The following is a 25,270-nucleotide window of genomic DNA, read 5'->3' on the forward strand; positions in this document are numbered from 1 at the left end:
AAAATTTCGGATCAAAATCCTAATCAAAAATCTCAATCTTACTCCGGCTCCCCCTCTCCCAGAATTGGGAGAGGGGGCTGGGGGGTGAGGGCCTCGCACCCCACCCCATCCCACTTCACCCCAAGCCACGCCGCCACCGTGTGCGCCAGGTCGCCCAGCGTCGCGCGCGTCCCTAATTCCTTACCTTCCACCCCGACACCAAACATCAGCAGCGGCACATATTCCCGCGCGTGGTCCGTGGACCCTGTCGTCGGGTCGTTGCCGTGGTCGGCGGTGAGAATGCAGAGGTCGCCGGGTTGGAGGGCGTTCCAGATCCCGACTAACGCCGCGTCGAACTCGGCGAGCGAGCGGGCGAAGCCGGCGGGGTCGTTGCGGTGGCCGTAAAGCATGTCGAAGTCTTCGCAGTTGGCGAAGACGAAGTGTTCGTCGCCTGCCTGGATGGCGCGCAGGATCGCCGCCAAATGGGCGGGGTTGGACTGGGTGCGCTCGCGGCGGGCGAAGAGGTCGGCGGGAAAGAGATCGGCGACGACGCCGATGGCGTGGGTTCCAACGCCTTGCGTTTGCAAGGCGCGCAGCAGATTGTGTTCGGGAGGCGCCAGCGGGAAGTCGCGGCGGCGCTCGGTGCGGGTGAATCCATGTGGCCCATTACCGATGAATGGCCGGGCGATGACGCGCTGTACGCCATGGGGACTGGTCAGGAGACGACGGGCGGTCAAGCACATCTTATAAAGAGCATCGATGGGGATGACGTCTTCATGCGCGGCGATTTGAAAGACGCTGTCGGCAGAAGTATAGACGATGGGAAAGCCCGTCGCCATGTGCTCCGCGCCCAGTTTCGCTAAAATCTCCGTGCCGGACGAGGCGAAATTGCCGAGCGTGCTGCGGCCGATGGCGGCCTCGAATGCAGTGATCACGTCTGTCGGAAAGCCGTTCGGGTAAGTCGGCGCGGGCGTCTCAGTAATCACGCCCATCATCTCCCAATGCCCGGTCACGCTGTCCTTGCCCTTGGAGAGAATGGCGGACTTTCCCCAGGCGCCCACGGGACAGGGGACAGGCGCCACGCCTTGGATCGGCGCAATACATCCCAATCCCAGCGCTTGCAGCGTCGGCAGCGTCAAACCGCCCATGGCGGCGGCGACATGTGGAAGCGTGGCGCTTGCGGGATCGTCGGCGCCATATTCGGCGGCATCCGGCAGGGCGCCGACGCCGCAGCCATCCAGAACGATAAGGATTACGCGGGACATATTTGCCAGCCTTTTGTGTCAGCCTTCGAGCACGGGATTGACCCTGGCGTTAATTTCCGCCAGATGAACGAGCAGATCAAGTTGCTGCTGGAACCGGTCAGGGCGCGGCGCCAGCGAAGGATGGATGTCCTCACGGTACTGCAAGTTCTTACCCATTGACGAGTACCACACCGCCGGCAAATGCATCATCGCTTGGATCGCCTCGCCCGCTCCCACCTCGTTCAATCGCGCCAGCAGCGCGTTGTCGGATGTGGACAGTCCCCAATCGGCCTTCTGGAACAAATGCGCCCGGTGCTGAAACGACCAATTCCCCGCCCCGGAAAGATCGGTCAGTTCGATCTCAAAAAGATTACGTCTCTGATTGATGGCGCTGCCGAGCATATCGCCACCTCCCACACTGGGCGATACCGTGGTGTTCGTCGTGATGCGAACAATCACTTTATGTCCCCGATAGCTCCCCGCCATGACGCCAGAATCGCCGCTGCCGTCGTCATGGAACACACCCTCAATGATGGGCGCAATCGGCGCGAAGGCGCGTTTGTACCTGGACTGCTGGAACTTGTTGACCGTGATTCCAATAAAATAACACAAGATCAGAAATGGGATTAAAAGCGCCGCGCCTTGGAGATTATCCAGCGTCTCTTTGGTCATACGTATCCTTTAGGCGCGCGGGTGCGCCTTGTCGTAGACTTGCCGCAGACGCGCGACATCGACTTTGGTGTAGCGCTGAGTGGTCTCGACGCTCGCGTGCCCCAGCATCTCCTGAATGGCGCGCACGTCGGCGCCGCCGGCGAGGAGATGGGTCGCGAACGAGTGGCGCAGCATATGCGGCGTTACGGGCTGTGCGATCCCCGCACTTAGGCCATACGTTTGAATGCGCGTGTAAAAATGCTCTCGGGTCATGCATGAACCCTGATCGGTGACGAAGAGAAAGGGAGCAGGCGGCTTGCCCTTCATTAACTTAGGACGCGCGTCTTTAAGATAGGCTTCAATACGAATTCGCGCCTGGGGCGTGAGTGGGATTTGGCGCTCTTTGTTGCCCTTGCCCAGCGGACGAACCAGGCCGGCGCGCAGATCCAAGGCTTCCGTCTTGAGCGCGACCAGTTCGGACACTCGCAGGCCGCTCCCATACATGAGCTCCAGCATTGCGCCGTCGCGCCGTCCTTCGGGGGTTGTTTCATCGGGGGCGACGAGCAGGCGCTCCATGTCGCGCACGGAAAGGGTTTTCGGGAGACGGACGGAGCGGGATTTCCCCGGATCAAGGGTGAGCGTGAAGTCGTCGGCGCGGGCTTGTTCGCGGACGAGAAACTGGGCGAACATGCGCAGGGAGCTGAAGCGGCGCGTCACGGTGGCGGGGGCGGCGCCGCTTTTGCGGTGGAGAGCGATGAACGCGGCGGCGTCTTCGGTTTGGATGATGCGCGGATCGGCGATCCCGCGCGAGGCCAGAAATTCGATAAACTGGCGCAGGTCGTTACTGTAGGCGACGAGCGAGTTGGCGGATAGCCCCCGCTCGCCGCTCAGATTGTTAAGAAAGATCGTGAGCCAGTGGTCCATCGCTGTTATCCACCAGGATATCGCCGAACTCGAACGTATCGTCATCCATATCCATGAGGTCCGTCGTCCTCTGGACCCTGGCGTTTGGCACGGACGAGGCGGGGCGAGCGCGAGTTTCGGACCACTCCCGCAGAATATCGATCTTTTCCTTCATCGTCTGCGACAGCGGGATGGATTCTCGAACGACTTTTAAGATATCCTCGGTCGTCAGCTCCCGGCCCAGATCAAACGCGTCGAACAGAGCGGAGACCACGGCTTGTTCAATCTCCGCGCCGGAGTAACCGTGCGCCGCTTCGGCCAGGCGATGGAGATCGAACAGCAGCGGATCACGCTTGCGTTTTTTGAGATGGATCTCAAAGATTTCAGCCCGTTCGCTCTCACCGGGAAGATCGACAAAAAAGATCTCATCGAAGCGTCCCTTGCGCAGCAGTTCCGGCGGCAGCGCCGACACATCATTCGCCGTCGCCACCACGAAGCAGGGCGCAGTCTTGTCGGCAAGCCAGGTCAAAAAGGTGCTGAAGACACGCGCGGTGGTGCCGCCGTCGCTGATGCCCGAGGACTGCGTCCCCGAAAATCCCTTCTCCAGTTCGTCAATCCAAACGACGTTCGGCGCGGTGCTTTCGGCAATTCGAATCGCCTTGCGGATATTCTCCTCGCTCTGGCCGACAATGCCGCCGAAGATCTTGCCGACATCCAGACGCAGCAGCGGCAGGTTCCAAAGCGACGCGATCGCGCGGGCGGACAGCGATTTGCCACAGCCCTGCACGCCGAGCATGAGAATGCCCTTAGGGGCAGGCAGCCCGAAGTCGCGCGCCTTTTCGGTAAACGCGATGGTCCGCTTTGACATCCAGTCCTTGAGCAGATCGAGGCCGCCGACATCCGCGAACGCTTCGGAGGCGGGATAGTATTCCAAAATCGCGGATTTGCGAATGATCTGCTCTTTTTCGGAAAGAATGACGTGCACGTCGAAGCGATGCTTCTCCACAAGAGACTTCGCGAAGACATTCTCGGCTTCGGTCCCCGTCAGCCCCAGCGCCGCTTGAAGCACTTGCTCGCGCTCCTCCTCGGTCATCTCGGTCGTGATCTGCGGGTTTGCCTTGACCGACTGAATAATGCCTTCCAGCAGTTCGTCCAGATCTTTCAGGGTCGGCAGCGCATAGTCGACGACTGTGATTTCTTTTTCCAGTTCGGGCGGCAGGCGCAGCACGGGCGAGAGCATCACGATCGTCTTGTACGAAGTTTTAAGGGCGTACGTCAAATCACGCAGCCGACGCACGAGGGCCGTGTCGTTCAAAAACGGATGCAGGTCCTTGAACAGATAAACCGCTTGATCGCGCGACGCCATCACATGGTCCAGCGCGGCCAGCGGATCGCGCGTGGCGTCATCACGGTTATTCGAGTTCTGCACGATTCCTTGCGTGACCGTCCATTGCAGCATCTTCTTGTTGCGGGCAAGACAGATCGCGGCGATCGCCTGCTCGACGCGCTTTTCCTCCCACGACACCACATAGATGATGGGATAGCGGGCGCGAATCAGCGTTTCCAGTTCGGTGTCCACTGCCGACATAGAAGCATTCCTTTCCGGGATCGTCATGACTTCGCCGGCTTCGCGGCGGGCGCCATGGGACCGGATGCGGTCAGCGACCAAGGTGCATAGCCGAACATCGGCTTGATCTCAGCCGCTCCCGTCGCGACCTTCACCTCACCCGTTTTGTTGTTCCGGATGATCACGGTCGGAGTCGATTCGATGCCTAGATCCTCACAAAACGCCAGATCGGCGTTGATTTGCGCAAGATAAGTATTCTTCTGCACGGCGTCCATGATTTTCGCGCCGTCCAGTCCGGCCGCCCTCGCATATTTATCGTAGTATCCCGGCTCCAGGTCATCTTGGTGCGAGTAAAGCACGTCGTACATTGGCCAGAATTTACCGTCCTTAGCGGCGGCGGCGGACGCCTGCGCGGACGCCATGGCGAATTTGTGGATCTGCGGGATGGGGCGGTGGACAAAGTACAGGTTCGCCTGTCCCTTGCTGTCCGCCAGCCCCTTCTCGACGACCGGGCGCATGGTCCCGCACTGCGGGCACTGAAAATCCCCGAACTCCACAATCGTATAAGCTGCGTTCGCAGGTCCGCGCGCCGGAGCGGCGACATGCTTCATGATCTCTGGCCACCTCTTGACGACAACGTCAGCGTTGAACTTCGACGGAGGCGGTTTTTGCTGCTGCTGCTCAACGTCCTTACTGCTCATGCGGCTGATGGCGTAAGAAAGACCGGCGAGAATGACGATCCAGGATCCGAAGAGTATTGTTTTTTTATTTACGTTGGGCATTTAACCTGCTTCCCCCTCCAGCACAGGAGAGTGAGCGCCGCTTTGCCGGCGCAGCAGCGAATTTTCAATGATAGCGGAAATGAACAGCAGCGTCATGACGCATGCCGAAGTGAAACAATATGGGCAGAACGCGCCGATCTTCACATGGGAGACATATTGCAGGAACCAGGAGTACGCGAAGCCGCCCGTGATCACGAGCAGTCCGAGCCTGCCCACCAGGATCTTGGTTCGCTTGGTATCCGCGCCGATCTTGATCATCGCGAATGTCAGAATGGCGAGATACCCCAGCAGACCGAGCAGGGCGACCGGAATGTCGTGAAACGGCCCAAGCGTCATATGCGCCCAGGAGCTGGCGGCCACGAGTTCACACCCGCCGTTGCTGGAGCAGGGCAAATCGACATGCGCCCGGTGCGCCCACCAGAGCGTGCCCGCGATGGCCGCGCCCATGAACCCTAGGACGATCTGCGCAATATAACAGCGTGTTAGGGCCGCCGCGATGCGCGCCGTAAACATAGGCAACAATCTTCCTTATAATGACTTTTCAGGAACTCCGGAGCGATGCGAGCGCACATGGAGTTCCCCTGCCTTTACGGGGCTGGACGCCGTCAAAGTTTCCGTTCTCTTATTGTAGCCTAAATCCCGGCCGAAATCTGACGCCGCCGCTGCAAAACGACAAGAGAATATGCACCTGCTATAATCATGCATATTTAGCCGAGGAAGTAAATAAGCCGTCAGCAGGAGGGTAAACATGGGCGTTGCATTGTACGTCGCGCTGGAGCGCGAGATCGACGGATTGGATAGTTTCATGGGCGGCAAGGCGCTGGCGAACGCGCCGGTGGATGACACGGAAGAAAGCAACCTCGCCGATGTTGCAAGAAATCTGGGTGTAAAGCCGCTTCACGAATTTCACAGCGCCGATCCAGAACAGATCATCGGCTTTATGTTCGACGGCGACCCCGCAGATGCGCCGGAAAACATACGACGCATGGCGCCAGCCATCGAATGGTTTCCCGCATCCGAAGGTCTGGCGACAGCCCGTGCTCTTCTCGATTATTTGCAGACGAACCCCAATTTTATCCCAACTTCGGAAAAAGACAGGATACGGTACGCACCAGGATGGAATTTGCAGGAAGGCGTTGAGATCGATCTGCAGGACATTGTGAGGATACTGGAACAGGCGAAAGCCGAGGGAGTACGATGGTATCTCGGAATTGACTGCTAACCCAGAACGAATAAAAAATGCCGCCTGCTTCCATTTTGTCCATGGAAGCAGGCGGCGTTTAATTGATGGAAAGTGCGCGATTACATATTGCCCATATGCTTCATGCCGTTCGTGCGATGTGCATAGCGGCCATCGTTGGCTCGCATCACCGCGCTTGCGGTCTGCACGCTCATCATGCGATGCATCTTGAGGGCCGGCAGCGTGGTCGCGGCAAACTGGGTAAGCTGGCCATTGCGCCCCCGATTTTTCTCAGAGGTGAACAGTGCGACGGCGGCTTTATGCGCCTTCACTTGTCCCTGGATATACGTCTTGTCGAACGAAGCGCCTGTCATCTTCGAAAGCCGCATATACTCCATCTGGTGCATCTGGTCGGTGTGCATAGGAACCATTACGCCATTGGTCATGGCGATTTTCTTTAGCTTCATGCTCGTCATCTTGTGATCGCGAACCATGTGCTGAGCGAACTCACGGACATTGCCGTCCACAGCGCGCTGGAGAGCCAGTTGACTGGTCATGATCTCCGCGATATCGCTTTGCGCGGCCTTCTTGACGAACGTTTTGTCCATCATCGATACCGGCGCCGCCTTCGCAGCAGGCGCCAACACCACGGCAAACAGCGCGGCGGCGACTGTCAGCATGCACGTTCCTTTGGTATTCATTACAAATCACCCTTGATCTTTCTCATCGCGGCTGCGGGGAGTCCCCTCACCGCCTATACATATTTGGAGTTCTATATGTTGAGAAATACCACCATAGAAATCCGAGTAAACGCGGCAGGCATACAGTCCAGTATGAACGGCGTCAGAGTGCGCGATTGAGATACGAACGATACGGGTATAACGCCACAACTGTCCGGCGCACGACGCGGACTGCGATGGATCACTTTCACGGAGGACGCCCCGAAGATGACGCTTATCAATACACCCAGAATCAAATCAACGCGACTGATTTCACTCGCGCTGATCGCAACGCTTGCCTTCCCCACGCTCGCCATGACGGCAGGTTGCGGCAGCAAGACGGATACCGCGCCGCCGCCTTCGTCCAGCGGCCCCATGATGTCCACGACGCCGACTGCGCAGCAGCGTCCGGGAATGTCGACCAAGCAGAAAGTCGTTCTGCTCGCGGGCGCTGCGCTTCTTTACTATCTTTACAAGAAGCACCAGGCGTCCCAAAATCAAACGACCCCGGGCGCGTCTCCTCAGGGCCAGCTTTATCAGTCCAAAAACGGCGGCATTTACTATCGTAACGCGCAGCATCAGCCCGTATGGGTGACTGCTCCGAGCGGCGGCGCACAGGTTCCCCAGGATCAGGTTCAGCGGTATGCGCCCGATTATGGCCGTTTCCAAAACGTGCCTGTCCCCGCTCCGCCCGCCGGCGCTCCGACAACGTCCGCGCTGGACTTCGACTCAAGCCTCGCCGCTCCTGGCCCGCGCGGCCCAGGCATGTAATCGGTATTTAGAACAAGGAGTATAGCCCATGGGATTGGATAAGATATTCGAGGGGATCAAAGAGATCTTCACGGGCGGCGACAATAACGAAAACGAGAACAACGCCGGCAACGGCGGCAACGGCGGCGTTCTCCCTGCTTCACAAGACCCTTACGGCGACGCAGGCGACCGGACCAGCGTCCTGCCGGCGTCACAAGATCCATACGGCGATGCGGGAGATCAGCAGACCGTGCTTCCCGCCTCGCAGGATCCCTACGGCGATCCCGCCGATCAGCGGTAAGTTCATACAAAACGGCCCCCGGCGCACTGCGCCGGGGGCCGTTTTTGTTGATTTATTTGGCGGCTGGCTTCGCGACGCTCGCCGGCGGCGGGACGGATTTGACTTCGGTAAGCAAATCGTTCAGGGCGCCGACGCCAGGAGCATCGCCCAAATCCAGCACGAACCCGGACATTGCGGGCGGCGATGGCATCGTGCGGATGATTGCGGGATTCGCGGACTTTCGGAAGCTCGCCATCATTCGCATCTGTGACAGCGTGTCGCGCGTGAGCGGCGTGATCACAATATGGGATTGCAACCTTGCCTGATCGCTGTCGCCAGCGACAGGTTTTGAAGGCTCGCCGGGCTTGTATTCCTCACCTTGAGTGTGCAGCGTCGGCGGCGGCAGCGCAGGGTTGTCCCAGGATCCGTACCAGCCGGGCGGATAAACGTACTGTCCATTTCCAATATTACCGCCCTGCCCTCTGCGGAGTTGTTTGAGGATCATTGGAATCCGCCGCGCAGGCGGCGTCCCAGTGGGATTGGCCGCCACATAAAGTTCGCGCAGAAACGCTGGAAAGGCTTCCTGCCGGAACTTCACCCAAGAGTCATGCAGCTGATATTCACCGTTATTATCGCCGAAGTTCGGGAGATCGGTGTTGGCTTTGACCCCGTCATGACCAACGTCATAAATATCGACAGGATCGGCATGGAACCGCCTCAAAAAGGCTAACCGAGCCGCCTCATGGTAGCCCAGCAGGAGGCTGTTCGTGTCTGATCCTCCCGGCAGCAAGTCGTATCCCGGGGAGTCCAGATCGCGCCAGACCATTCCCCCAATCCCGCGCCGAGCGGCCAAGTCTTTGATGAGACCTGTCAGCGTGGCCCGCACGGCCGGCGCCAGAGGACACACAATCACGCCGGGCCAATCCGGAATAATCGGGTTGGAGTAAGCCTCATCTCCTAAGCTATCCCTATCCGTCAGAAGGGCCTTGAGCTCTCGGCGCCTCGCCGCCGCCTGTGCGGATGTTTCGCCTAAAATATTTCGATCAGCGCATCCCTCCGGCGGCGAATCTCCCCAATACATGAGAGCGAGCATGGGATAAACCTGGATTGGCGTTCCCTTTGTCCGCGCAAGCGCCTCGGTCAGGATATCGTTTTCTCCATGCGATGCGAGATCCGTGCGCGCCTTGCCGCCCGAGAACACATCGAGCCATAGTTCGTTCAAGCCAAGCGTTTTGGCGGCGTCGCACGCGGCGTCCACTTCTTTGGCGTTTCGCGCATGCACGATCACCGCGCGCCTGGGCGCCGCGCGCAATGCATTCCAGGTATCGGCCATTGGCCCCATTTCCGGCGTTTTATTCAGGGATCTCCACTCCGGATGCTCCTTGAGCCTCTTTTCGTCCTGCGCCTTTATACTCTCCGCAACCATATCCGCAGGCTCTTGAAAGAGAAAACACTGCTCCATTCCGCCATGATTTAAATTCATATCGATGGGAGTATCGACACCCGGAGACAGCAGCTGAACATTCAGCGCGGGCCGAATCCGGATATTGCCATCGGTACTGACGGGCTGCCGCTTGTATTCACGATTCCACTTCTCGGCTCCCCGTCGGACCATGTCCTGCTGGACGGGCGTCAGCTGGGATAGGGTGAGTTTCAGTTCAGGGGAAAAACCATCCTGCGTATTCACGGTCTGATCGCTCGCAAGCTTAATCTGCTCGGGAGTGACTGCGGCGGGATCGTCGAGCCATGGGATATCGCGCGGTGTATGGCGCACATACAGCGCGTTGCTGGCGGCTCTGACAGGTCCACGCCGAAGCACGTCGGCTTCCTCCTCGAAGTCATTCCAAATTTGCTTCCGCGCGCCGAGGCCCGCGATGTCATCCGTCAAGACGTAGGCCGGCCCGACTTTTCGAAATGTGCTCGTGAGACAAAACGCCAGCGATCGCAAAAGGTCCGACGCCGGCGCGGATGTCGCCCCCAGCAGCGTCAGCGACTTTTTCTCCATCCGGGGGTCGACGTAGATTTCTATCTTCGTGAGATTGCCGATCCGATAAATGAGGTCCCCCACTGTTTTCAGGCCATCCAGAGGGACTGGCGCGTGCAGTGATGGATCGGTAAAATCCAGCTGTCCGCGCTTTGGCGCGTTAGGCATCTCGGCGCGCACCAGAGCGCCATAGTCGGTGTCCGACGAACCTCCGTAATCATGCCGATCCGCGACTTCGTACTGCCGCGGAGAGCCGGCAGGCGGCGGAATCTCCGCATCCATATACTCGGAGTTTGGATCTTCTTTGGGAGGGATGTTCAGCGCAATCGTCTGGCTCATCCTTAAATGAACCTGGGGAAGCTGAGCGGTCATGTCGCGTTTGTCATGGTCGTCCCATTTTTCGCCGTTGGCGTACTTAGGTCGAATCACCAGCTTACCATCGGCGGACAGTAGCGCGGCGAACATCTGCTTCTGCTGCGCGTCGAACCCTTGAATCCCCAGTCCTTGTTCGCTGGTCAGCTGCTTCCACTGCTCGTCCGTGAGGCTTGACGCCAGCAATGTGAACGCGTCGGTCACGGGCAGACCAGCGTAGATATTCGGCTCGCCCGGCGCGGTGTTTAAGATCACCATCGTCGGCGGCGCCACAGCGACGACACTTCCGAACTCATGCGTCGTCCGGCCGTAGGCCCTTGAGACTTCGCCGACACTCGGCTCCCGGCTGGGCGCCGATGCGCCTTCAGGAAGCGTGACGGTCTCAGCCGCCACAGAGAGCGCCAGTCTCGTTCCGGGAGGGGCCGCATGCGCCAGAGACGCAGCCAGTGTCGGACGCACGGCTGCGAGAGGGACTTGAGCGCAGGCGCCCCCGAACGAGAGCATGCCGCAAAGGCTGACGGAAAAGAAAAGTTGAGAATGGAAGAAGCGAGTGTGCATCGGAAAGCTCCTTGGCAAGCGGCCTTTCCGAGAGTATATCACTGGGATCTTTCGCTGTCAAACCCACTGCGTCATTCACGGACACTCCTTAGGGCGTGAGTGCTTTTCGTACGATCGGCGCCACGGCTTCGCCGAGGATTTCGATCGCGTGCAGCATCTTTTCCCGTGGAACGGCGGCGGCGTTCATCTGGAACGTCATTCGAGAAATGCCCCCAAGAGAGTTATTGACAGCGAGAATTTTGTGCGCGATGGTTTCGGCGTCCCCAACGAGCAGCGCGCCCGTCGGGCCGCGCTGGGCGTCGAACTGCGCGCGGGTGGTCGGCGACCAGCCGCGCTCGGCTCCAATTCTTGTGAACATCTCGGCATATCCAGGATAGAACTCCTCAACGGCCTCCTCCGTGGTGTCGGCGACGTAGCCGAGGGAGTGGACGCCGACGGTCAGCTTTTCCGGCGAGTGACCGGCGCGAAGGCCAGTTTGACGGTAGAGATCGATCAAGGGGCGAAAGCGATGCGGTTCGCCGCCGATAATGGCCACCATCAGCGGCAGTCCGAGGGCGCCGGCGCGTGCGAACGAACTGGGCGTGCCGCCGACGCCGATCCAAATCGGCAGCGGGTCCTGAAGGGGACGCGGGTAGATCTCCTGCGCATCCAGCGCCGGCCTGTGCCGCCCGGACCATGTGACGGTTGGGCTTTCGCGGATTTTGAGCAGCAGATCGAGCTTCTCGGTGAAGAGCGAATCGTAGTCGTTCAGATCGAGGCCGAACAGCGGAAATGATTCGGTGAAGGAGCCGCGGCCCACGACGATCTCCGCCCGCCCCCGCGAAATCAGATCGAGGGTGGCGAACTCCTGAAAGACGCGCACGGGGTCAGCAGCGCTCAGAACCGTGACGGCGCTCGTCAGCCGAATGCGCTTCGTGCGAGCGGCGGCCGCCGCGAGAATTACGGCAGGCGCGGAATCCAAAAACTCCCGTCGGTGATGTTCCCCGATGCCAAAAACATCCAGTCCGACCCGATCGGCGGTCTCAATCTCATCCAGCAAATCCTGCATTCGCTGCACAGGATCGAGCGCCACTCCGGTGACGGAGTCCGGTGGGACCGCGACAAAACTATCGATACCGATCTGCATTTCACTCATCCTCATATTCAAAGCCTTATTATTCAGCATAACAGCAATCAGTCGTTGACAATTCCTTTGCCTTCGAAGTCATAATAAAGCGGACGCCAGGAAGCTGGCCAAGCAGAGGAGTAAGGATGGAAATGCGTAAGAACGTGGCGTTAATCGGAATGGCGGGCGTGGGAAAAAGCACGACGGGCGCAAAACTCGGCGAGCGACTCGGTTATCACTGCGTCGAGTGCGACGAACTCATGACGGAAGAAGCGACTCGGCGCGGCGTCAACAAGTTTTTGCTGTCGGACCCGAAGTTCGTCGCGCTGGAAAACGACGTCATCCTCACCCTCACTGACGCGACTCAGACCATCATCGACACCGGCGGCAGCGCCATCTACTCCCCGGAAGCGATGGCGATGCTGAAAGAGACTTCAGTGATCGTCTATCTCAAGGACAGTATCGACAGCATCGAACAGCGCTTTATCGCCCGCGGCATGCCGCATGTCGTCGGGATTGAAAACAAAACGTTTCAGGAGCTTTTCCGGGAGCGTACACAGCTCTACGAACAGTATGCGGATATTACCGTAGACATTTCTGGACACCCCGCACTGGATCACACCATTGATAAAATCATGGAATGGCTGGATCAGACGCAGAAGTAACAAGATGGTGATCGGACGCTTTCCGAGCGCCGTGATTTGACACTCTTTAAAGATTTCGGCTATAATACTCGCGGTTTTTCGGTCATGTTTTCCATTCAGGAGCCGCCGTGCAAGACGTCAGCGATTTCACAGAGCGGGTGCGGCAAGATGCGGCTTGGCGGGCGTTTCTCTGGGATGAGGCGCTGGAATCGACGATGATCGTCACGCGAGCGCCAGGTCGAATCGATGTGATGGGCGGCGTCGCCGATTATTCTGGAGCGCTCGTCGCGCAGGCGACCATTGGTGAAGCGGCGGTCGTAGCCCTCACCAAACGCAAGGATCGCCAGGTGCGTGTTTGGAGCGTGGGCGGCGATACGCGGACTGCTGTCCAAATCTCTTTGGACTCTTTTTTTCTCGATGGCGAACTGCGGACCTATGACGCGGTCAAAGCCGACTTTCAGGCCGATCCCACCGCTCACTGGGCGGCATATCTCGCCGGCGCCTTCTTCGTACTTCTGGCCGAGCAAATTACGCCACAGTTCGAGACGGGCGCGAATATTCTCCTGCATAGCGATGTGCCGGCCGGGGCCGGCGTTTCCTCCTCCGCCGCGATTGAAGTCGCCGCCATGCAGGCGATCGGCGAAGCGTATGGGCTTGTCCTGGACGGAGTCACGCTCGCCCGATTGTGTCAAATCGTGGAGAACTGCGTGGCGGGCGCACCGTGCGGCGTGATGGATCAAATGACAAGCGCGCTGGGAACGGCGGGCGAATTGTTACTATTGCTCTGTCGGCCTCATGAAGTGCATGGGACACGGACACTCCCGCCGGATGTGCGCATCTATGGGGTCAATTCGGGCGTCCGTCACTCAGTCGGCGGCGACGAATACACGCGGGCGCGCATCGCGGCGTTCATGGCGCGCAAAATTCTAAACGTCGAGTATGTGGCGCAGATCAGCCCTTCGGCGTATCGCGCCGATCACATCGAACAAGTCCCGGAAACCATCACAGGCGCGGAGTTCTTAGCCCGTTATGGCGAAACGGGAGACCTCGTAACCCGGATCGATCCAGGGACGACATACGGAGTCCGCGCGGCGGCGTCCCACGCGATTTTCGAGCATGAGCGCGTCGAATGCTTCGTCGATCTGATGTCGCGCACGGAGAATATTGCGACGGCGATGAATCAGGCGGGCGCGCTGATGTACGGCGCGCATTGGTCGATGAGCAAGATCGGCCTCGGCTGCCCGGAAACGGACCTGCTCGTGAACCTCGCGCGCGACTCCGGCGCGGCGAAGGGGATTTACGGCGCGAAAATCACCGGCGGCGGATGCGGCGGCGCGGTCGCTCTGCTGACTTACGGCGACGACGGCGTAGAAGCCGTGACCGAGATCGTCGATCAGTACCAGGCGCAAACGGGACGCATGGCGCAGGTCTTCCTCGCCGGCGCATCCCCCGGCGCCCTGGCCTTCGGACCTCGGACAATCTCAAGCGAACTCGTGGAGAACTGACAATGACGACAGTAAAAAAAGCGGTCGTGACGGCGGCGGGACGCGGCACTCGCCAGTATCCGGCGACAAATACCGTGCAGAAGGAACTGATCCCGCTCGTCGATGTCGACGGGTACACCAAGCCCACCCTGCAGATTATCTTGGAAGAAGTCGTCGCCTCGGGGATCGACGAGATCTGCGTGGTCGCCAACCCCAGCAACCTCGAACCGATCCGGGCGCACTTCCAGGGTCTCACCGACGAGCAAAAGCGCACCCAGTTTGCCGGCAAGGACTGGGCCGACGCCCTTTCCGATACGCTTGCGGACCTGCAAAGCCGCCTGACCTTCGTTGTCCAGCACACCCAAGAGGGCTATGGGCACGCCGTTTATCAGGCGCATGAATGGGCGGGCGGCGAGCCGTTCGTGCTGATGGTCGGCGATCATATCAGCCTTTCTGGTACGGATCAGAGCTGCACGCAGCAGATCATTCACGCATTCGAGCAATCGCACGCGCCCGTCTCCTCCGTGGCGCGGATCGACGAATCCAAAGCCTACCGTTACGGCACGGCGGCGGGAGAAGCAACGGATTTCTCCGGAGCTCCATCTTATTGGATGCGCGCGATGATGGAAAAGCCGAGCATTGAATACGCCCGAGAGCATTTGCGAACGCCGGGCATTCCCGACGATCAGTATCTGTGCTTTTACGGTATCCACGCCTTCCCCTCCGACGCCTTCGACTGCCTCAAACACCTCATCGACAACGATATTCGTCAGAAGGGCGAAATCCAGATGGCGGCCGCTCAGGAGATGCTGTTCCAGCGCGGGCCGTATCTGCTGGCGGAGATCCAGGGCGAGCAGTACGATATGGGCGTCCCGGACGGCCTTGTTCTCACACAGATTGCGCTTGCGATGCGCTCGCCTTACCGCGAGTCCGCGCGGGCGCTGTTCGAATCCCTTTGAGGATTCTCAGGTCCTAAATCCACGGACCGCGGGCCCAGCGAGGCCCGCATGCGATACGTACACGATCTATAAAAGGAGAGACCTCTCATGTCTACGGCGATTGTCAATATTCAAGCCCGTCAAGTTCTCGATTCCCGCGGAAACCCCACGGTGGAAGTCGATGTTTATCTGGAAGACGGCTCCCTGGGCCGCGCCAGCGTTCCCTCCGGCGCGTCCACCGGCGCCAACGAAGCAGTTGAGCTGCGGGACGGCGACAAGAAAGTCTACGGCGGCAAGGGCGTGCTGAAGGCGGTCGAGAACGTCAACGAGAAGATCGCCCCCGAGCTGATCGACCTCGACGCCACCGAGCAGGTCGCGATCGACGAACTCATGATCGAGCTCGACGGTACGGACAATAAGGGTGAACTGGGCGCGAACGCGATCCTGGGCGTCTCCCTCGCCGTCGCGAAGGCGGCTGCAAAGGCAGTCGGCCTCCCGCTCTATCGCTACATCGGCGGCACGAACGGCCGCCAGCTTCCCGTCCCCATGATGAACATCATGAACGGCGGCAAGCACGCCGACTCGAACGTGGACATGCAGGAGTTCATGGCAATGCCCGTGGGCGCCGAGTCCTTCTCGGAGGCGCTCCAGTGGGGCGTGGACATCTACCACTCGCTGAAGGGCGTCCTGCACGCGCGTGGTCTGGCGACCGCGGTCGGCGACGAAGGCGGCTTTGCCCCCAACCTGCCGAGCAACGAAGAGGCCATCAAGGTCATCATCGAAGCGATCGAGAAGGCCGGCTACGAGCCCGGCAAGCAGATTTTCATCGCGATGGACCCCGCCGCGTCCGAGTTCTATGACAACGGCAGCTACGTCCTGAAGGGCGAGGGCCGCACGCTGTCCGGCGACCAGATGGTAGACTACTACGCCGACCTGGTCGAGAAGTACCCGATCATCTCGATCGAAGACGGCCTGGCCGAGGATGACTGGGCGACATGGCTCAAGCTCACCCAGCGCATCGGACACAAGGTCCAATTGGTCGGCGACGACCTGTTCGTCACCAACACGAAGTTCCTCCAGAAGGGCATCGACACCGGCACCGCGAACTCCATCCTGATCAAGGTCAACCAGATCGGCACCCTGACCGAGACCCTGGCCGCGATCGAACTGGCGAAGCAAGCCGGCTACACCGCCGTCGTCTCCCACCGCTCGGGCGAGACCGAAGACAGCACGATCTCCGACATCGTCGTCGCGACGAACGCCGGGCAGATCAAGACCGGCGCCCCCGCCCGCACCGACCGTGTCGCCAAGTACAACCAGCTCCTCCGCATCGAGGAAGCCCTGGCCGACACCGCGACGTTCAAGGGCCTGGGCTCGTTCTATAACCTGAAGCGGTAAGAAGCCCTCACCCGGCGCTCCGCGCCACCCTCTCCCAATTCTGGGAGAGGGTTGGATTCCGAATACTTAAAATAAAAACTCCCCTCTGGCTCCCCTTCTCCCAGAATTGGGAGAGGGGGCTGGGGGTGAGGGCCTCGACCTACACAATGCCAAAACGCCAAGCCGTCGCCGAGTTTCTGCTCGGCTTTTTTGCTTTCCCCGTCTGCGCCCTTTTCGGCGTGATGGAAGCCGTGCTGTTCCATTGGGAGCGTACTCCCTGGAAGGCCATCCTCTGCGTCGCCTTTTTCGCTCTGTTCCCGCTCGCAGGCGCGATCAAGACGCGCCAGAAATCGCTGATCGCCGGCCAGGTCGCCGGCCTCATCGCGACCATTTTGATTTACCTCGCCGTCAAATAATTATGATCAAGCGCGTACTTCTCATCCTTGCCTTTTGCTTTATTTCGCAGGCCGTGTGGCCCTCATCCCCCAGCCCCTTCTCCCAATTTTGGGAGAAGGGGAGTCAGAGTGGCGGGCAGGCGTTGAGTGGGTACGTGGTCTGTGTGGATCCCGGCCATACTTCCGAAACCAGCGCGGGGACGCAGAGCCGCGATGGAAAACTTACGGAACGGCATTTGAACTGGGTTGTCGCCGTTCGTCTCAAGAAGCTCTTGGAAGACGAAGGCGCGACGGTTGTCATGACCAAGTCGAGCGAAAACGAATTCGTCACCAACATGCGCCGCGCCGAAATCGCAAACGACGCCCACGCCGCACTGTTTCTGAGGCTCCACTGCGACTCCGGCGCGGGCCGAGGCTTCGCCACCTATTACCCCGCTCGCCAAGGAACCGCCCATGGCGTCACCGGGCCGCCACAAGCTGTGCTGAAAGCCAGCGCCGCAGCGGCGAAAGTCTTCCACAAGGCGACCATCAAAGCATTAGACGGCGCGCTGCCGGACCATGGACTGCGTACCGAGGCGGGAACGAAAATCGGCGGCAAGCAAGGCGCGCTCACCGGATCGATTTTCTCGAAAGTCCCGGCGCTCACGGTGGAGATGGTCGTACTGAACAACGCCAAAGATTATGCGTTCGCGCGTACCGAGGCAGGGCAAGAAAAGATCGCCGAAGCGATTCTTGCCGGCGTGGAAGCCGACGCCGCTCCTCGGAACTAAGCTCCAGCAAAAATACGTTTAAAGAACCAGCAATGGGTGGTATATATCCATTGAGCATCAGAAACTCAAAGGAGAGCGTTATGGCGACTACAGAACAGCAGCATCAGCATTTGCACGAGGTGCACGAGCACCTGCGTCATGCAAGCACATCAGACTCGTCCGAAGAGATCCGCGAGCGCCTCCGCCGCGCGGAACTCGCCCTGGAGCGCCACGAGCGTGAAACGAGCGGACAAACCACCCCCGGAGCGCGGCCGACTGCGGTCTAGGGTGAACATAAGGCTTTGGCCAAAATTATGAAAGCCCGTCCGGCATGCGCCGGACGGGCTTTTTCTGCTTGCGGCGATATGGCAAAAGTCAGGCGCCGATCTTTGACTGCAGCAGCTTCTTGGCGTCGCCATAGGCGTCTGCATTGATCTCTCGCCGCGTCTCTTCCAGCAGGGACGCCGCCACAATGGATGCAGACGCGCGCTCACGCTGGGCTCCCAGATATGCGAGTAGATCCGGGATCGACAGCGCAGCTGGAAGCGTGTCATCGCGACTGACTTGAGCCGACCGATAAAAGCCGCCTGCATAAACCGCAAGCGCCATGACTCGCGCCATTGCCATTAGCGCTCGCTCTTGTTCGGAAGGAACGCGCTCCAGATACGCGACGAGCAATTCCTCTTGCTGTTCGGCCCTGGGAAACCCAAATACGCCTAACTGAGCGAGGTCGACGAACGGATTAGACATACCAGCCCATTCCCAATCGACAAAATATACCCTTGCATCGGTTTCAATGATATTGGTCGGGTTCAAGTCGTTGTGACACGGCGTGGGCCGAACAAAGGGCGACATTATCCGATCGGCTTCATCAATGGCGTGCATGATCCACTCCGGAAGCCCGCATCCGCTTTGCTCGCGCAGATCTCCATCCACCATATGAGCCAGCGCGGCGGGACAGATCCCATGCGGAAATGCCGTTCCCTGGTGGAGACAGCGCAGCGCCCGCGCCACGCGCTCCAGATGCGCTTCGGATCTTACCAGCGGCGCTCCGTGAATCTGTTCCGCAATGGACACGCCACGTTCGACATTGCTGTAATGCAGCTTCGGAGCCACGCCCAGCTCGGAGGCAATGGTCATACAGGCAAATTCCTGTTCGGCGCGCTCCTGGTGCATCGGGCGGCTTGCATCGACCTTCTTCACCACATACCCCACTCCATTCACCGACACGACTGACAGCAAAGCTCCTGAGCGTCCCCCGGCCATGGGTGAAACGCTGTCGATCCGCGCATCGCCAAAGACAGCATTAATCGCAAAAACAATGTCACTATCAAGCTCGTCTTGATAATTATTCATAATCTTCTTATCCTCACAGTCATGACGTAGGTGGAGATACGTCCGCATCGAAAAATTGATCCGCGAGATGCTGAACGTGCTCGCGAATGTCGTCCGGCCAATTCTGGACGATTGCATGGAACCCTACGCTATTGACAGCGAAGAGAGCGCGCAGTGCTTCTTCAAACCCTATTTCGTTACCAGCGATAGCGGACATAAACCGATACGCCGCATCCCGCAACTGCCGCGCATGATCCTGCTGACGCGACGCCCGCATTTCCTTCTCGACCAGCTTCCTCAGCGTCACCGACGCCCCGCCCGACTGGCCGGCGAGCCAGTCCCAATGCCGAGGAAGCAGTGTCACCTCACGCGGCACAACGCCCAGCTTAGGCCGACCTGGGGTTCGAGGCGCCTCATCGGACAGATCGTCAGCCGGAACGATATCGCTTGCCGGACTCTGCAAACGAGCGAGCACATCCTCAATCGTCCCCTGCAAATTCAGGTCGATTTGCTCACCGGACACAGCGTCAAAGATCAGCACCATATGGCCCGACTGCCGATCCAGCGCCCGCTTCGCAGCGATCGCCGCATCCGCCAAAGAACCATGCGACACACGATGTGCGCCTTCAAAAGCAATATGTGTCGAGTTCACCATCACCAAAGCCAATCTCGCCTGGTCGCGTCAATATTACCCGGGTAAAACAAAAGAGTCAATATTACCCGGATAAAAATATTTTATCCGAATTCTCTTTTCCTGCCGCCATTCTAAAACATGAACAACTTTTTCGACGCCATCAGGAAGTTTTTTCTATAGAATTACTTCACCGCCACATAAAATAACCGGTCAGAGCGTTTGCGGGGCGGGTCGGTGGAATATCCGTCGTAGACGGTCACGGTGGCGAAGCCGGCTTCTTTTAGCCAGCGGGTGATTTCGTCTTTGGCGTAGCCTTTTTGGATGTGGGTTTCTTTGAAGGTTTCGCGCTCACCGGTTCCAGAGTCGTAGCTGAAGGTCATACTGACGGTGCAGATGCGGGTTTCGGAGTTGTAGCGGGAGCGCCAGCGGTAGTGCAGGGGTTCGTCTTTGCGCGAGCAGCTCTGGTTGAACATGCCTTGTTCTAAGGCGAACTCGGTATTGACGTCGAAGATGAAGCTGCCGCCGGGGTTGAGGTGGTCGTGCATGCGTCGAAAGGCAGACTGGAGGCGGTCGTCTTCGAGAATGTTATTGAGACTATCAAAGAGGGAGATAACAGCGTCGAAGCGGGAGACGCCTAAGTCCATGTCGGCGGCGTCCTGTTCGTAGAATGGGATACTGAAGTTTTCTTCGGTGGCGCGCTCGCGGGCGATAGCGATCATGGGGCCGGAGAGATCGACGCCAGCCGTAACATAGCCGCGCTGAGCGAGCATTCGGGTGACGGTTCCGGTGCCGCAGGCGAGGTCCAGCACGGATTTTGGCGCGAGGCTGTGCTTCTTCCAAAGGCGCTCGACGTAGGCGATCCAGAAGCGATATGGGACGCCCGACATCAGATGGTCGTAGTACGGCGCGACGGCGCTGAAGGCCGCAGGAGTTGTGGGATTGGACGAGGGAGTGGCTGGCATAACGGAGGATGATTCGACTCGGGAGGCGCGGTTTCCTGCTCCGCACGCCCGCTGAGGTATAATGTTTGTAAGTCCAAACAAAGAGTGGAGGCCCAGCGCCATGGGTGAGTTAGTCTATCCGCGCCGCAAAACGCGCGCGGTGCGCGTCGGCAATGTGTATATCGGAGGGGATCACCCCGTGGTCGTGCAGAGCATGATCACCGAGGAGACGCGCAACGTGCAGGGGTGTGTCGAGCAGATCATCGCCATGCACAACGCCGGCTGCGAGATCGTACGCGTCACCACCCCCACCCTCGCCGAAGCGCACTGCCTGGGCGAGATCCAGGCGGAAGTGCGCCGCCGTGGCTACGAAGTGCCGCTGGTTGCCGACGTGCATCATCAAGGCGGCGATATTGCGGTCGCCGTCGCGGGCTTTGTCGACAAAGTGCGGATCAACCCGGGCTTGTTTGTCTTTCGCAAGCCCCGCCAGCGCACGGATGACTATACGCCCACTGAGGTTCAAGAGGAGCTGGCGGCGATCGAAGAGTCGCTGCTGCCCGTGATCGACGCCTGCAAGGCGCGCGATATCGCCATGCGCATCGGCGTCAATCACGGCAGTCTCGCCGAGCGTCTCACTGTTATGTACGGCGATACTCCCGAGGGAATGGTCGAGAGCGCCTTAGAGTATATTCGCATCTGCGAGGCGCACGGCTATCACAATCTGATTATCTCTCTGAAGGCGTCACGTGTTCCGATTATGCTCGCCGCCAATCGATTGATGGCGCGCCGCATGGACGAACTGGGCATGGATTATCCCCTGCATCTGGGCGTCACCGAAGCCGGCGACGGCGAGTATGCGCGCGTCAAGAGCACGGCGGGCATCGGGACGATGCTGGCCGAAGGCATCGGTGATACGATCAGGGTCAGTCTCAGTGAGGATCCGATCAACGAAATTCCCGTCTGTTACGATATTCTCCAAGCGCTCGGACTGCGCAAGACCAAGGTTGAGTTCATCGCTTGCCCGTCCTGCGGCCGCACAAAATTTGAATTGACCTCCGTGCTGCGCAAGGTCAAGGCGGCCACGCAGCATCTCGTCGGTCTGGATATTGCCGTGATGGGCTGCATCGTCAATGGTCCCGGTGAAATGGCCGACGCCGACTACGGCTATGTGGGCAAGGGCGGCGGCGTGATCACTCTCTACCGTGGCCGTACCCCCGTCAAGAACGTCCCTCAGGAAGAAGGCGTGGAAGCGCTCGTCGAACTGATCAAATCCGACGGGCGCTGGATGGAACCGGAAGGCGATACGCCACCCGCTCCTTTCACGCAAGAACTCGCCATGGCGTAATCCAACCTAATGTTCTCCCCTTGACTAGCCATAATACTAGGTGTATTGTCGTTTCAGCAGGGGGATTTTCATGTCTTTTGGACTCAGTGGCCTTACTATTAGGGCAAAGCTGATCGCAGCGTTTGCGGTCGTGATCGCGCTTGGGATCATTGGTTACTTCCAGGCAGTCAGCGCCACACGCGCTTATATGCAGAGCGTAAGCACGACGGGAGCGGCCGCCCATCGGGCCATCTCCATCGCTAAGGACGCCTCACTGGCCAGTAATACGATGGCCCGTGAGACAATGGCCTATGTTTATACACAGAAACAAGGGCACTGGGACGCCAAGTATGCGGCGGATGACGCCGCCAGCAAAGCGTTTGAAACACTTAAAACCTCTCTGAACTCCATTCCCCACCACAACGATTTGCAGCAGCAATTGGACGAGCTGGCTAAACAAGACGGCGAAGTTTGCAACATCCTCGAAAACAAAACGATGGACATGGCCAAGGCCGGCCATACTCGTGAGGCCGAAGCGCTCTATCAGGACCAGTACGTCCCGGCGCGCGCCAAGCTTGAGGAAATGATCGGCGGTCTTGTGGCTAACCTGCAAACCCAAGCCGACCAGACTGACGCCGGTATTGATGAAGGCGCACGCCGTACACAGCGCGCGATTGCTGAGGGGTGGGCGTTGCAGGGCTTGATCCTACTGATCTCCGCCAGCATCGCTATTTTCCTGGCCAAATCGATCGCTTCACAGCTCCGAGCGCTGCTCCAAGCGGCGGAGGGCCTGGCGCAGGGCGACGTTCAGCAGGAGCTTCCGCCAGCCAGCCGGACGGAAATCGGCATGGTTGTCGCGGCGTTCCACTCGCTGATGACCCACCAGAAAGAAATGGCGTCGGCCGCAAGCGCAATCGCCGACGGCGATCTGACAAATGTCGTCCAGCCACAGTCGGATCACGACGCTCTGGGAACCGCTTTCGCCCGTATGACGATCAGCCTGCGTGAACTGATCGGTGGGATTGCCGGCAGCGCAAACGCCGTCGCGGCGACCAGCGTTCGCCTCTCCACCACATCGGAGGACACCAGCCGATCCGCGAGCGAGATCGCCCGGTCCACGCAAAGCATGGCGCAAACAGCCGCGCACTCCGCAGAGTGCAGCGATCTCGTCACCGATGGCGGCAAGCGCCAGTACGACGCCGCGTGCGTCGCCAGCGATCTGATGGTGCAGGCCGGACAGGCAGTCGATCAGGCGGCCGGCAGCGCCCAGCAGATGGCGACCGCCGCGCAGCAGGCCGCCGCCATGGCGCGCAGCGGCGGAGACGCCGTTCATCAGACCATTTCCAGCATGGAGCGTATCCGTCAGCAGGTCGGCGCGTCCGCAAGCAAAGTGGAAGAACTCGGCCGCAAAAGCGAACAGATCGGCGAAATCGTCAAGACAATCGGCCAGATCTCGGAGCAGACGAACCTGCTGGCGCTCAACGCCGCGATCGAAGCTGCCCGCGCCGGCGAACATGGCCGCGGCTTCGCGGTTGTCGCCGACGAAGTCCGCAAGCTCTCCGAGCGCGCCGCCAGCGCGACGCGTGACATCGGAATGCTGATCGGCGGCATCCAGTCCGAGGTCGCCGGAGCCGTGCAGGCGATGCAGGAAAGCACCGAGGAAGTGACCGCCGGAGCCGCGCAAAGCGCCGAAGCCGGCGTCGCCCTTTCGGACATCGTCCAGGCCGCACAGTCCGTCGCGTTTGAAGTCGACAGCCTCACCGCAACCGTCGAGGAAATGGCCGCCTCCGTGCAGGAAGTGCTCAAGACCGTGGAAACCGTACGTCAAGTCACGCAGGAAAGCCAGAGCGCGATCGACGACATCACCGGCGCTACTGCGGAATTCACCATGAGCGCGCAGGGCGTCTCCAACATGATCGAGCAGCAGACCGCAAGCGTGCACCAGGTCAGCATGGCGGCGACGGAGCTGAACGCGATGGCGGACACTCTTCAGGGAATGGTCGGCCGGTTCCGCATGAACGCCCCCGCCACACACGCGCCCCAGCATCTCAAGCGCGCGGCGTAGGATGCCCCCCACTCGGAACCCCTGTTAGACATTCCTTGTTATGGATCTTGAGAAGATCCATAACAAGGAGCAACGACCATACGCATCGCAAGCCGCTTCGCCGTCGCCGTGCATATTCTTTCCCTCCTGGGGATGAACGAGCAGGATGAGAACACCTCGGAATGGATGGCCGGAAGCATCGGCGTCAACGCCGTCGTGGTCCGCAACGTGACGGGGCTGCTGCGCCGCGCCGGTCTGGTGCTCACGCAGCAAGGCGTGCCGGGCGCGCGTCTGGCGCGCCCCCTCCCGGACATTACCCTGTTGGATGTCTATCGCGCCGTCGAAGACTCACTCGATCTCTTCACCATCCACCCTCGTCCCAATCCCGAATGCTCCGTGGGAGCAAACATCCAGGTCTCGTTGGAAGGCGTTTTCGGCGAAGCACAGCAGGCGATGGAGCACCGGCTTTCCCAAACCACCATGGCGGAAATCGTGCGCCAGCTACAGGCCGCCGCCACATGCTGAATTGTCTTGACCAATGCGCTGTAAAATCAGGGCGTTTTTTCGGAACTAACTTGTAACAGGAAACGTTACAAGTTATGGAAACGAAAATACAATCGGACCGCGAAAGGATACGACAATGAAGATCGCACTTTTTGGAGCCACGGGAATGATCGGCGGACGCATCTTACGCGAAGCGCTCAATCGAGGTCATCAGGTCACGGCCATCGTCCGCGATCCGGCCAAGCTTACCGAGCAGCATGCTCACCTGACAGTCATCACTGGTGACATTCTCAATTCCGACAGCATCGCGGAAACAGTAAAGGGCGCCAACGCCGTCGTCAGCGCCTACGGCCCGAGCGGCGCCGCCGACAGGACCATTGTGGACGCCGCCCAGTCGCTCATCACCGGTCTGAGCAAAGCCGGCGTCAAGCGCCTTCTCACGGTCGGCGGCGCGGGCAGCCTGGAAGTGGCGCCCGGCCTTCAAGTGATCGACACTCCCGATTTCCCCGTGGCCTACAAATCCAACGCCGGCGCACAGCGCGACGCCCTGGGTGTCTACAAGTCGGAAGCGAACGCTCTGGACTGGACCTATCTGAGCCCCGCGGGCATGATCGCGCCAGGCGAGCGGACCAATACCTTCCGATTGGGCGGCGACCAGTTGGTTGTCGACGCTGAAGGGAACAGCCGCATTTCCGCCGAAGACTACGCAGTCGCGGTGATTGACGAGCTCGAATCGCCCAAGCACGTGCAGCAGCGGTTTACACTCGGGTATTAGAGACTGGCCCTCATGCCCCGCGTATGACCCACCCCGGCGCTTCGTAACCTAC

26 protein-coding genes are annotated in these 25,270 nt (G+C 59.6%); 14 read left to right on the forward strand and 12 right to left on the reverse strand.

Going from position 1 to position 25,270, the window contains the following annotated elements; translation table 11 throughout:
- Positions 1-38 precede the first annotated feature (38 nt).
- The 6 genes from ABIZ35_RS20260 to ABIZ35_RS20285 are packed head-to-tail and all read right to left on the reverse strand — an operon-like array spanning position 39 to position 5,639.
- Positions 39-1,244: a phosphopentomutase gene (locus ABIZ35_RS20260; RefSeq protein WP_348221738.1), complete on the reverse strand. Its 1,206-nt coding sequence runs from the start codon at positions 1,242-1,244 to the stop codon at positions 39-41.
- Positions 1,245-1,262: 18 nt separating this feature from the next.
- Positions 1,263-1,895, reverse strand: a complete 633-nt coding sequence (locus tag ABIZ35_RS20265) for a hypothetical protein (protein WP_348221739.1) — start codon at positions 1,893-1,895, stop codon at positions 1,263-1,265.
- Between the two features lie 9 nt (positions 1,896-1,904).
- The gene (locus ABIZ35_RS20270) at positions 1,905-2,798 is read right to left on the reverse strand and encodes a tyrosine recombinase (RefSeq protein WP_348221740.1); all 894 of its coding nucleotides are present in this window, start codon (positions 2,796-2,798) and stop codon (positions 1,905-1,907) included.
- Positions 2,770-4,365, reverse strand: coding sequence for an AAA family ATPase (locus ABIZ35_RS20275; RefSeq protein WP_348221741.1), 1,596 nt, complete (start codon positions 4,363-4,365; stop codon positions 2,770-2,772). Before ABIZ35_RS20275 ends, ABIZ35_RS20270 begins: the two co-directional genes overlap by 29 nt.
- A 23-nt stretch (positions 4,366-4,388) precedes the next feature.
- Positions 4,389-5,126 carry a thioredoxin domain-containing protein gene (locus ABIZ35_RS20280; RefSeq protein ID WP_348221742.1) on the reverse strand — a complete coding sequence of 246 codons (738 nt, stop codon included), beginning with the start codon at positions 5,124-5,126 and terminating at the stop codon, positions 4,389-4,391.
- Positions 5,127-5,639, reverse strand: a complete 513-nt coding sequence (locus ABIZ35_RS20285) for a vitamin K epoxide reductase family protein (RefSeq protein ID WP_348221743.1) — start codon at positions 5,637-5,639, stop codon at positions 5,127-5,129.
- A 235-nt stretch (positions 5,640-5,874) separates the two neighbouring features.
- Between ABIZ35_RS20285 and ABIZ35_RS20290 the strand changes: the two genes are divergently transcribed.
- Positions 5,875-6,348, forward strand: coding sequence for a hypothetical protein (locus ABIZ35_RS20290; RefSeq protein ID WP_348221744.1), 474 nt, complete (start codon positions 5,875-5,877; stop codon positions 6,346-6,348).
- A gap of 80 nt (positions 6,349-6,428) precedes the next feature.
- On the opposite strand, the gene ABIZ35_RS20295 is transcribed toward ABIZ35_RS20290, so the two are convergent.
- Positions 6,429-7,007 carry a DUF4142 domain-containing protein gene (locus ABIZ35_RS20295; RefSeq protein ID WP_348221745.1) on the reverse strand — a complete coding sequence of 193 codons (579 nt, stop codon included), beginning with the start codon at positions 7,005-7,007 and terminating at the stop codon, positions 6,429-6,431.
- A 246-nt stretch (positions 7,008-7,253) separates the two neighbouring features.
- Here ABIZ35_RS20295 and ABIZ35_RS20300 point away from each other — a divergent pair, with 246 nt between their 5' ends.
- Both ABIZ35_RS20300 and ABIZ35_RS20305 read left to right on the forward strand, forming a co-directional pair.
- Entirely contained in the window at positions 7,254-7,796 is a 543-nt protein-coding gene (locus ABIZ35_RS20300) for a hypothetical protein (protein WP_348221746.1), read from the forward strand.
- A gap of 28 nt (positions 7,797-7,824) precedes the next feature.
- Positions 7,825-8,076 (forward strand): translation initiation factor, encoded by a 252-nt coding sequence (locus ABIZ35_RS20305; RefSeq protein WP_348221747.1) that lies wholly within the window; start codon positions 7,825-7,827, stop codon positions 8,074-8,076.
- Positions 8,077-8,128: 52 nt separating this feature from the next.
- Here the strand turns inward: ABIZ35_RS20305 and ABIZ35_RS20310 are convergent, their stop codons facing one another.
- Both ABIZ35_RS20310 and ABIZ35_RS20315 read right to left on the reverse strand, forming a co-directional pair.
- Complete coding sequence (locus tag ABIZ35_RS20310) at positions 8,129-10,969, reverse strand: hypothetical protein (protein ID WP_348221748.1); 2,841 nt, start codon at positions 10,967-10,969, stop codon at positions 8,129-8,131.
- Positions 10,970-11,057: 88 nt separating this feature from the next.
- Complete coding sequence (locus tag ABIZ35_RS20315; protein ID WP_348221749.1) at positions 11,058-12,095, reverse strand: LLM class flavin-dependent oxidoreductase; 1,038 nt, start codon at positions 12,093-12,095, stop codon at positions 11,058-11,060.
- 131 nt (positions 12,096-12,226) lie between these two features.
- Here ABIZ35_RS20315 and ABIZ35_RS20320 point away from each other — a divergent pair, with 131 nt between their 5' ends.
- The 7 genes from ABIZ35_RS20320 (at position 12,227) to ABIZ35_RS20350 (ending at position 17,948) form a co-directional block, all read left to right on the forward strand.
- Positions 12,227-12,739, forward strand: coding sequence for a shikimate kinase (locus ABIZ35_RS20320; RefSeq protein WP_348221750.1), 513 nt, complete (start codon positions 12,227-12,229; stop codon positions 12,737-12,739).
- A 107-nt stretch (positions 12,740-12,846) separates the two neighbouring features.
- Positions 12,847-14,223: a GHMP kinase gene (locus ABIZ35_RS20325; protein ID WP_348221751.1), complete on the forward strand. Its 1,377-nt coding sequence runs from the start codon at positions 12,847-12,849 to the stop codon at positions 14,221-14,223.
- Positions 14,224-14,225: 2 nt separating this feature from the next.
- Positions 14,226-15,161 (forward strand): sugar phosphate nucleotidyltransferase, encoded by a 936-nt coding sequence (locus ABIZ35_RS20330; protein WP_348221752.1) that lies wholly within the window; start codon positions 14,226-14,228, stop codon positions 15,159-15,161.
- 87 nt (positions 15,162-15,248) lie between these two features.
- Positions 15,249-16,538 (forward strand): phosphopyruvate hydratase, encoded by a 1,290-nt coding sequence (eno, locus tag ABIZ35_RS20335; protein ID WP_348221753.1) that lies wholly within the window; start codon positions 15,249-15,251, stop codon positions 16,536-16,538.
- 146 nt (positions 16,539-16,684) lie between these two features.
- Entirely contained in the window at positions 16,685-16,933 is a 249-nt protein-coding gene (locus ABIZ35_RS20340; RefSeq protein ID WP_348221754.1) for a hypothetical protein, read from the forward strand.
- 122 nt (positions 16,934-17,055) lie between these two features.
- The gene (locus ABIZ35_RS20345; protein ID WP_348221755.1) at positions 17,056-17,682 is read left to right on the forward strand and encodes an N-acetylmuramoyl-L-alanine amidase; all 627 of its coding nucleotides are present in this window, start codon (positions 17,056-17,058) and stop codon (positions 17,680-17,682) included.
- A gap of 80 nt (positions 17,683-17,762) precedes the next feature.
- Positions 17,763-17,948: a hypothetical protein gene (locus ABIZ35_RS20350; RefSeq protein ID WP_348221756.1), complete on the forward strand. Its 186-nt coding sequence runs from the start codon at positions 17,763-17,765 to the stop codon at positions 17,946-17,948.
- Between the two features lie 88 nt (positions 17,949-18,036).
- Here the strand turns inward: ABIZ35_RS20350 and ABIZ35_RS20355 are convergent, their stop codons facing one another.
- The 3 genes from ABIZ35_RS20355 to ABIZ35_RS20365 all read right to left on the reverse strand — a co-directional run bounded on the left by ABIZ35_RS20355 (position 18,037) and on the right by ABIZ35_RS20365 (position 20,592).
- A complete protein-coding gene (locus tag ABIZ35_RS20355) occupies positions 18,037-19,017 on the reverse strand; it encodes a phosphotransferase (protein WP_348221757.1) in 981 nt (326 codons plus the stop codon).
- 19 nt (positions 19,018-19,036) lie between these two features.
- On the reverse strand, positions 19,037-19,651 hold the full coding sequence (locus ABIZ35_RS20360) for a DUF2239 family protein (RefSeq protein ID WP_348221758.1): 615 nt from the start codon (positions 19,649-19,651) through the stop codon (positions 19,037-19,039).
- A 161-nt stretch (positions 19,652-19,812) separates the two neighbouring features.
- Complete coding sequence (locus ABIZ35_RS20365; protein ID WP_348221759.1) at positions 19,813-20,592, reverse strand: class I SAM-dependent methyltransferase; 780 nt, start codon at positions 20,590-20,592, stop codon at positions 19,813-19,815.
- Positions 20,593-20,692: 100 nt separating this feature from the next.
- Between ABIZ35_RS20365 and ispG the strand changes: the two genes are divergently transcribed.
- The 4 genes from ispG to ABIZ35_RS20385 all read left to right on the forward strand — a co-directional run bounded on the left by ispG (position 20,693) and on the right by ABIZ35_RS20385 (position 25,218).
- On the forward strand, positions 20,693-21,916 hold the full coding sequence (gene ispG, locus ABIZ35_RS20370) for a (E)-4-hydroxy-3-methylbut-2-enyl-diphosphate synthase (RefSeq protein ID WP_348221760.1): 1,224 nt from the start codon (positions 20,693-20,695) through the stop codon (positions 21,914-21,916).
- Positions 21,917-21,986: 70 nt separating this feature from the next.
- On the forward strand, positions 21,987-23,960 hold the full coding sequence (locus ABIZ35_RS20375) for a HAMP domain-containing methyl-accepting chemotaxis protein (protein ID WP_348221761.1): 1,974 nt from the start codon (positions 21,987-21,989) through the stop codon (positions 23,958-23,960).
- 78 nt (positions 23,961-24,038) lie between these two features.
- Positions 24,039-24,464, forward strand: coding sequence for an Rrf2 family transcriptional regulator (locus ABIZ35_RS20380; protein ID WP_348221763.1), 426 nt, complete (start codon positions 24,039-24,041; stop codon positions 24,462-24,464).
- Between the two features lie 115 nt (positions 24,465-24,579).
- A complete protein-coding gene (locus ABIZ35_RS20385; protein ID WP_348221762.1) occupies positions 24,580-25,218 on the forward strand; it encodes an NAD(P)-dependent oxidoreductase in 639 nt (212 codons plus the stop codon).
- Positions 25,219-25,270: the final 52 nt, after the last annotated feature.

This window comes from Capsulimonas sp. (assembly GCF_039929585.1).
GTDB lineage: Bacteria > Armatimonadota > Armatimonadia > Armatimonadales > Capsulimonadaceae > Capsulimonas.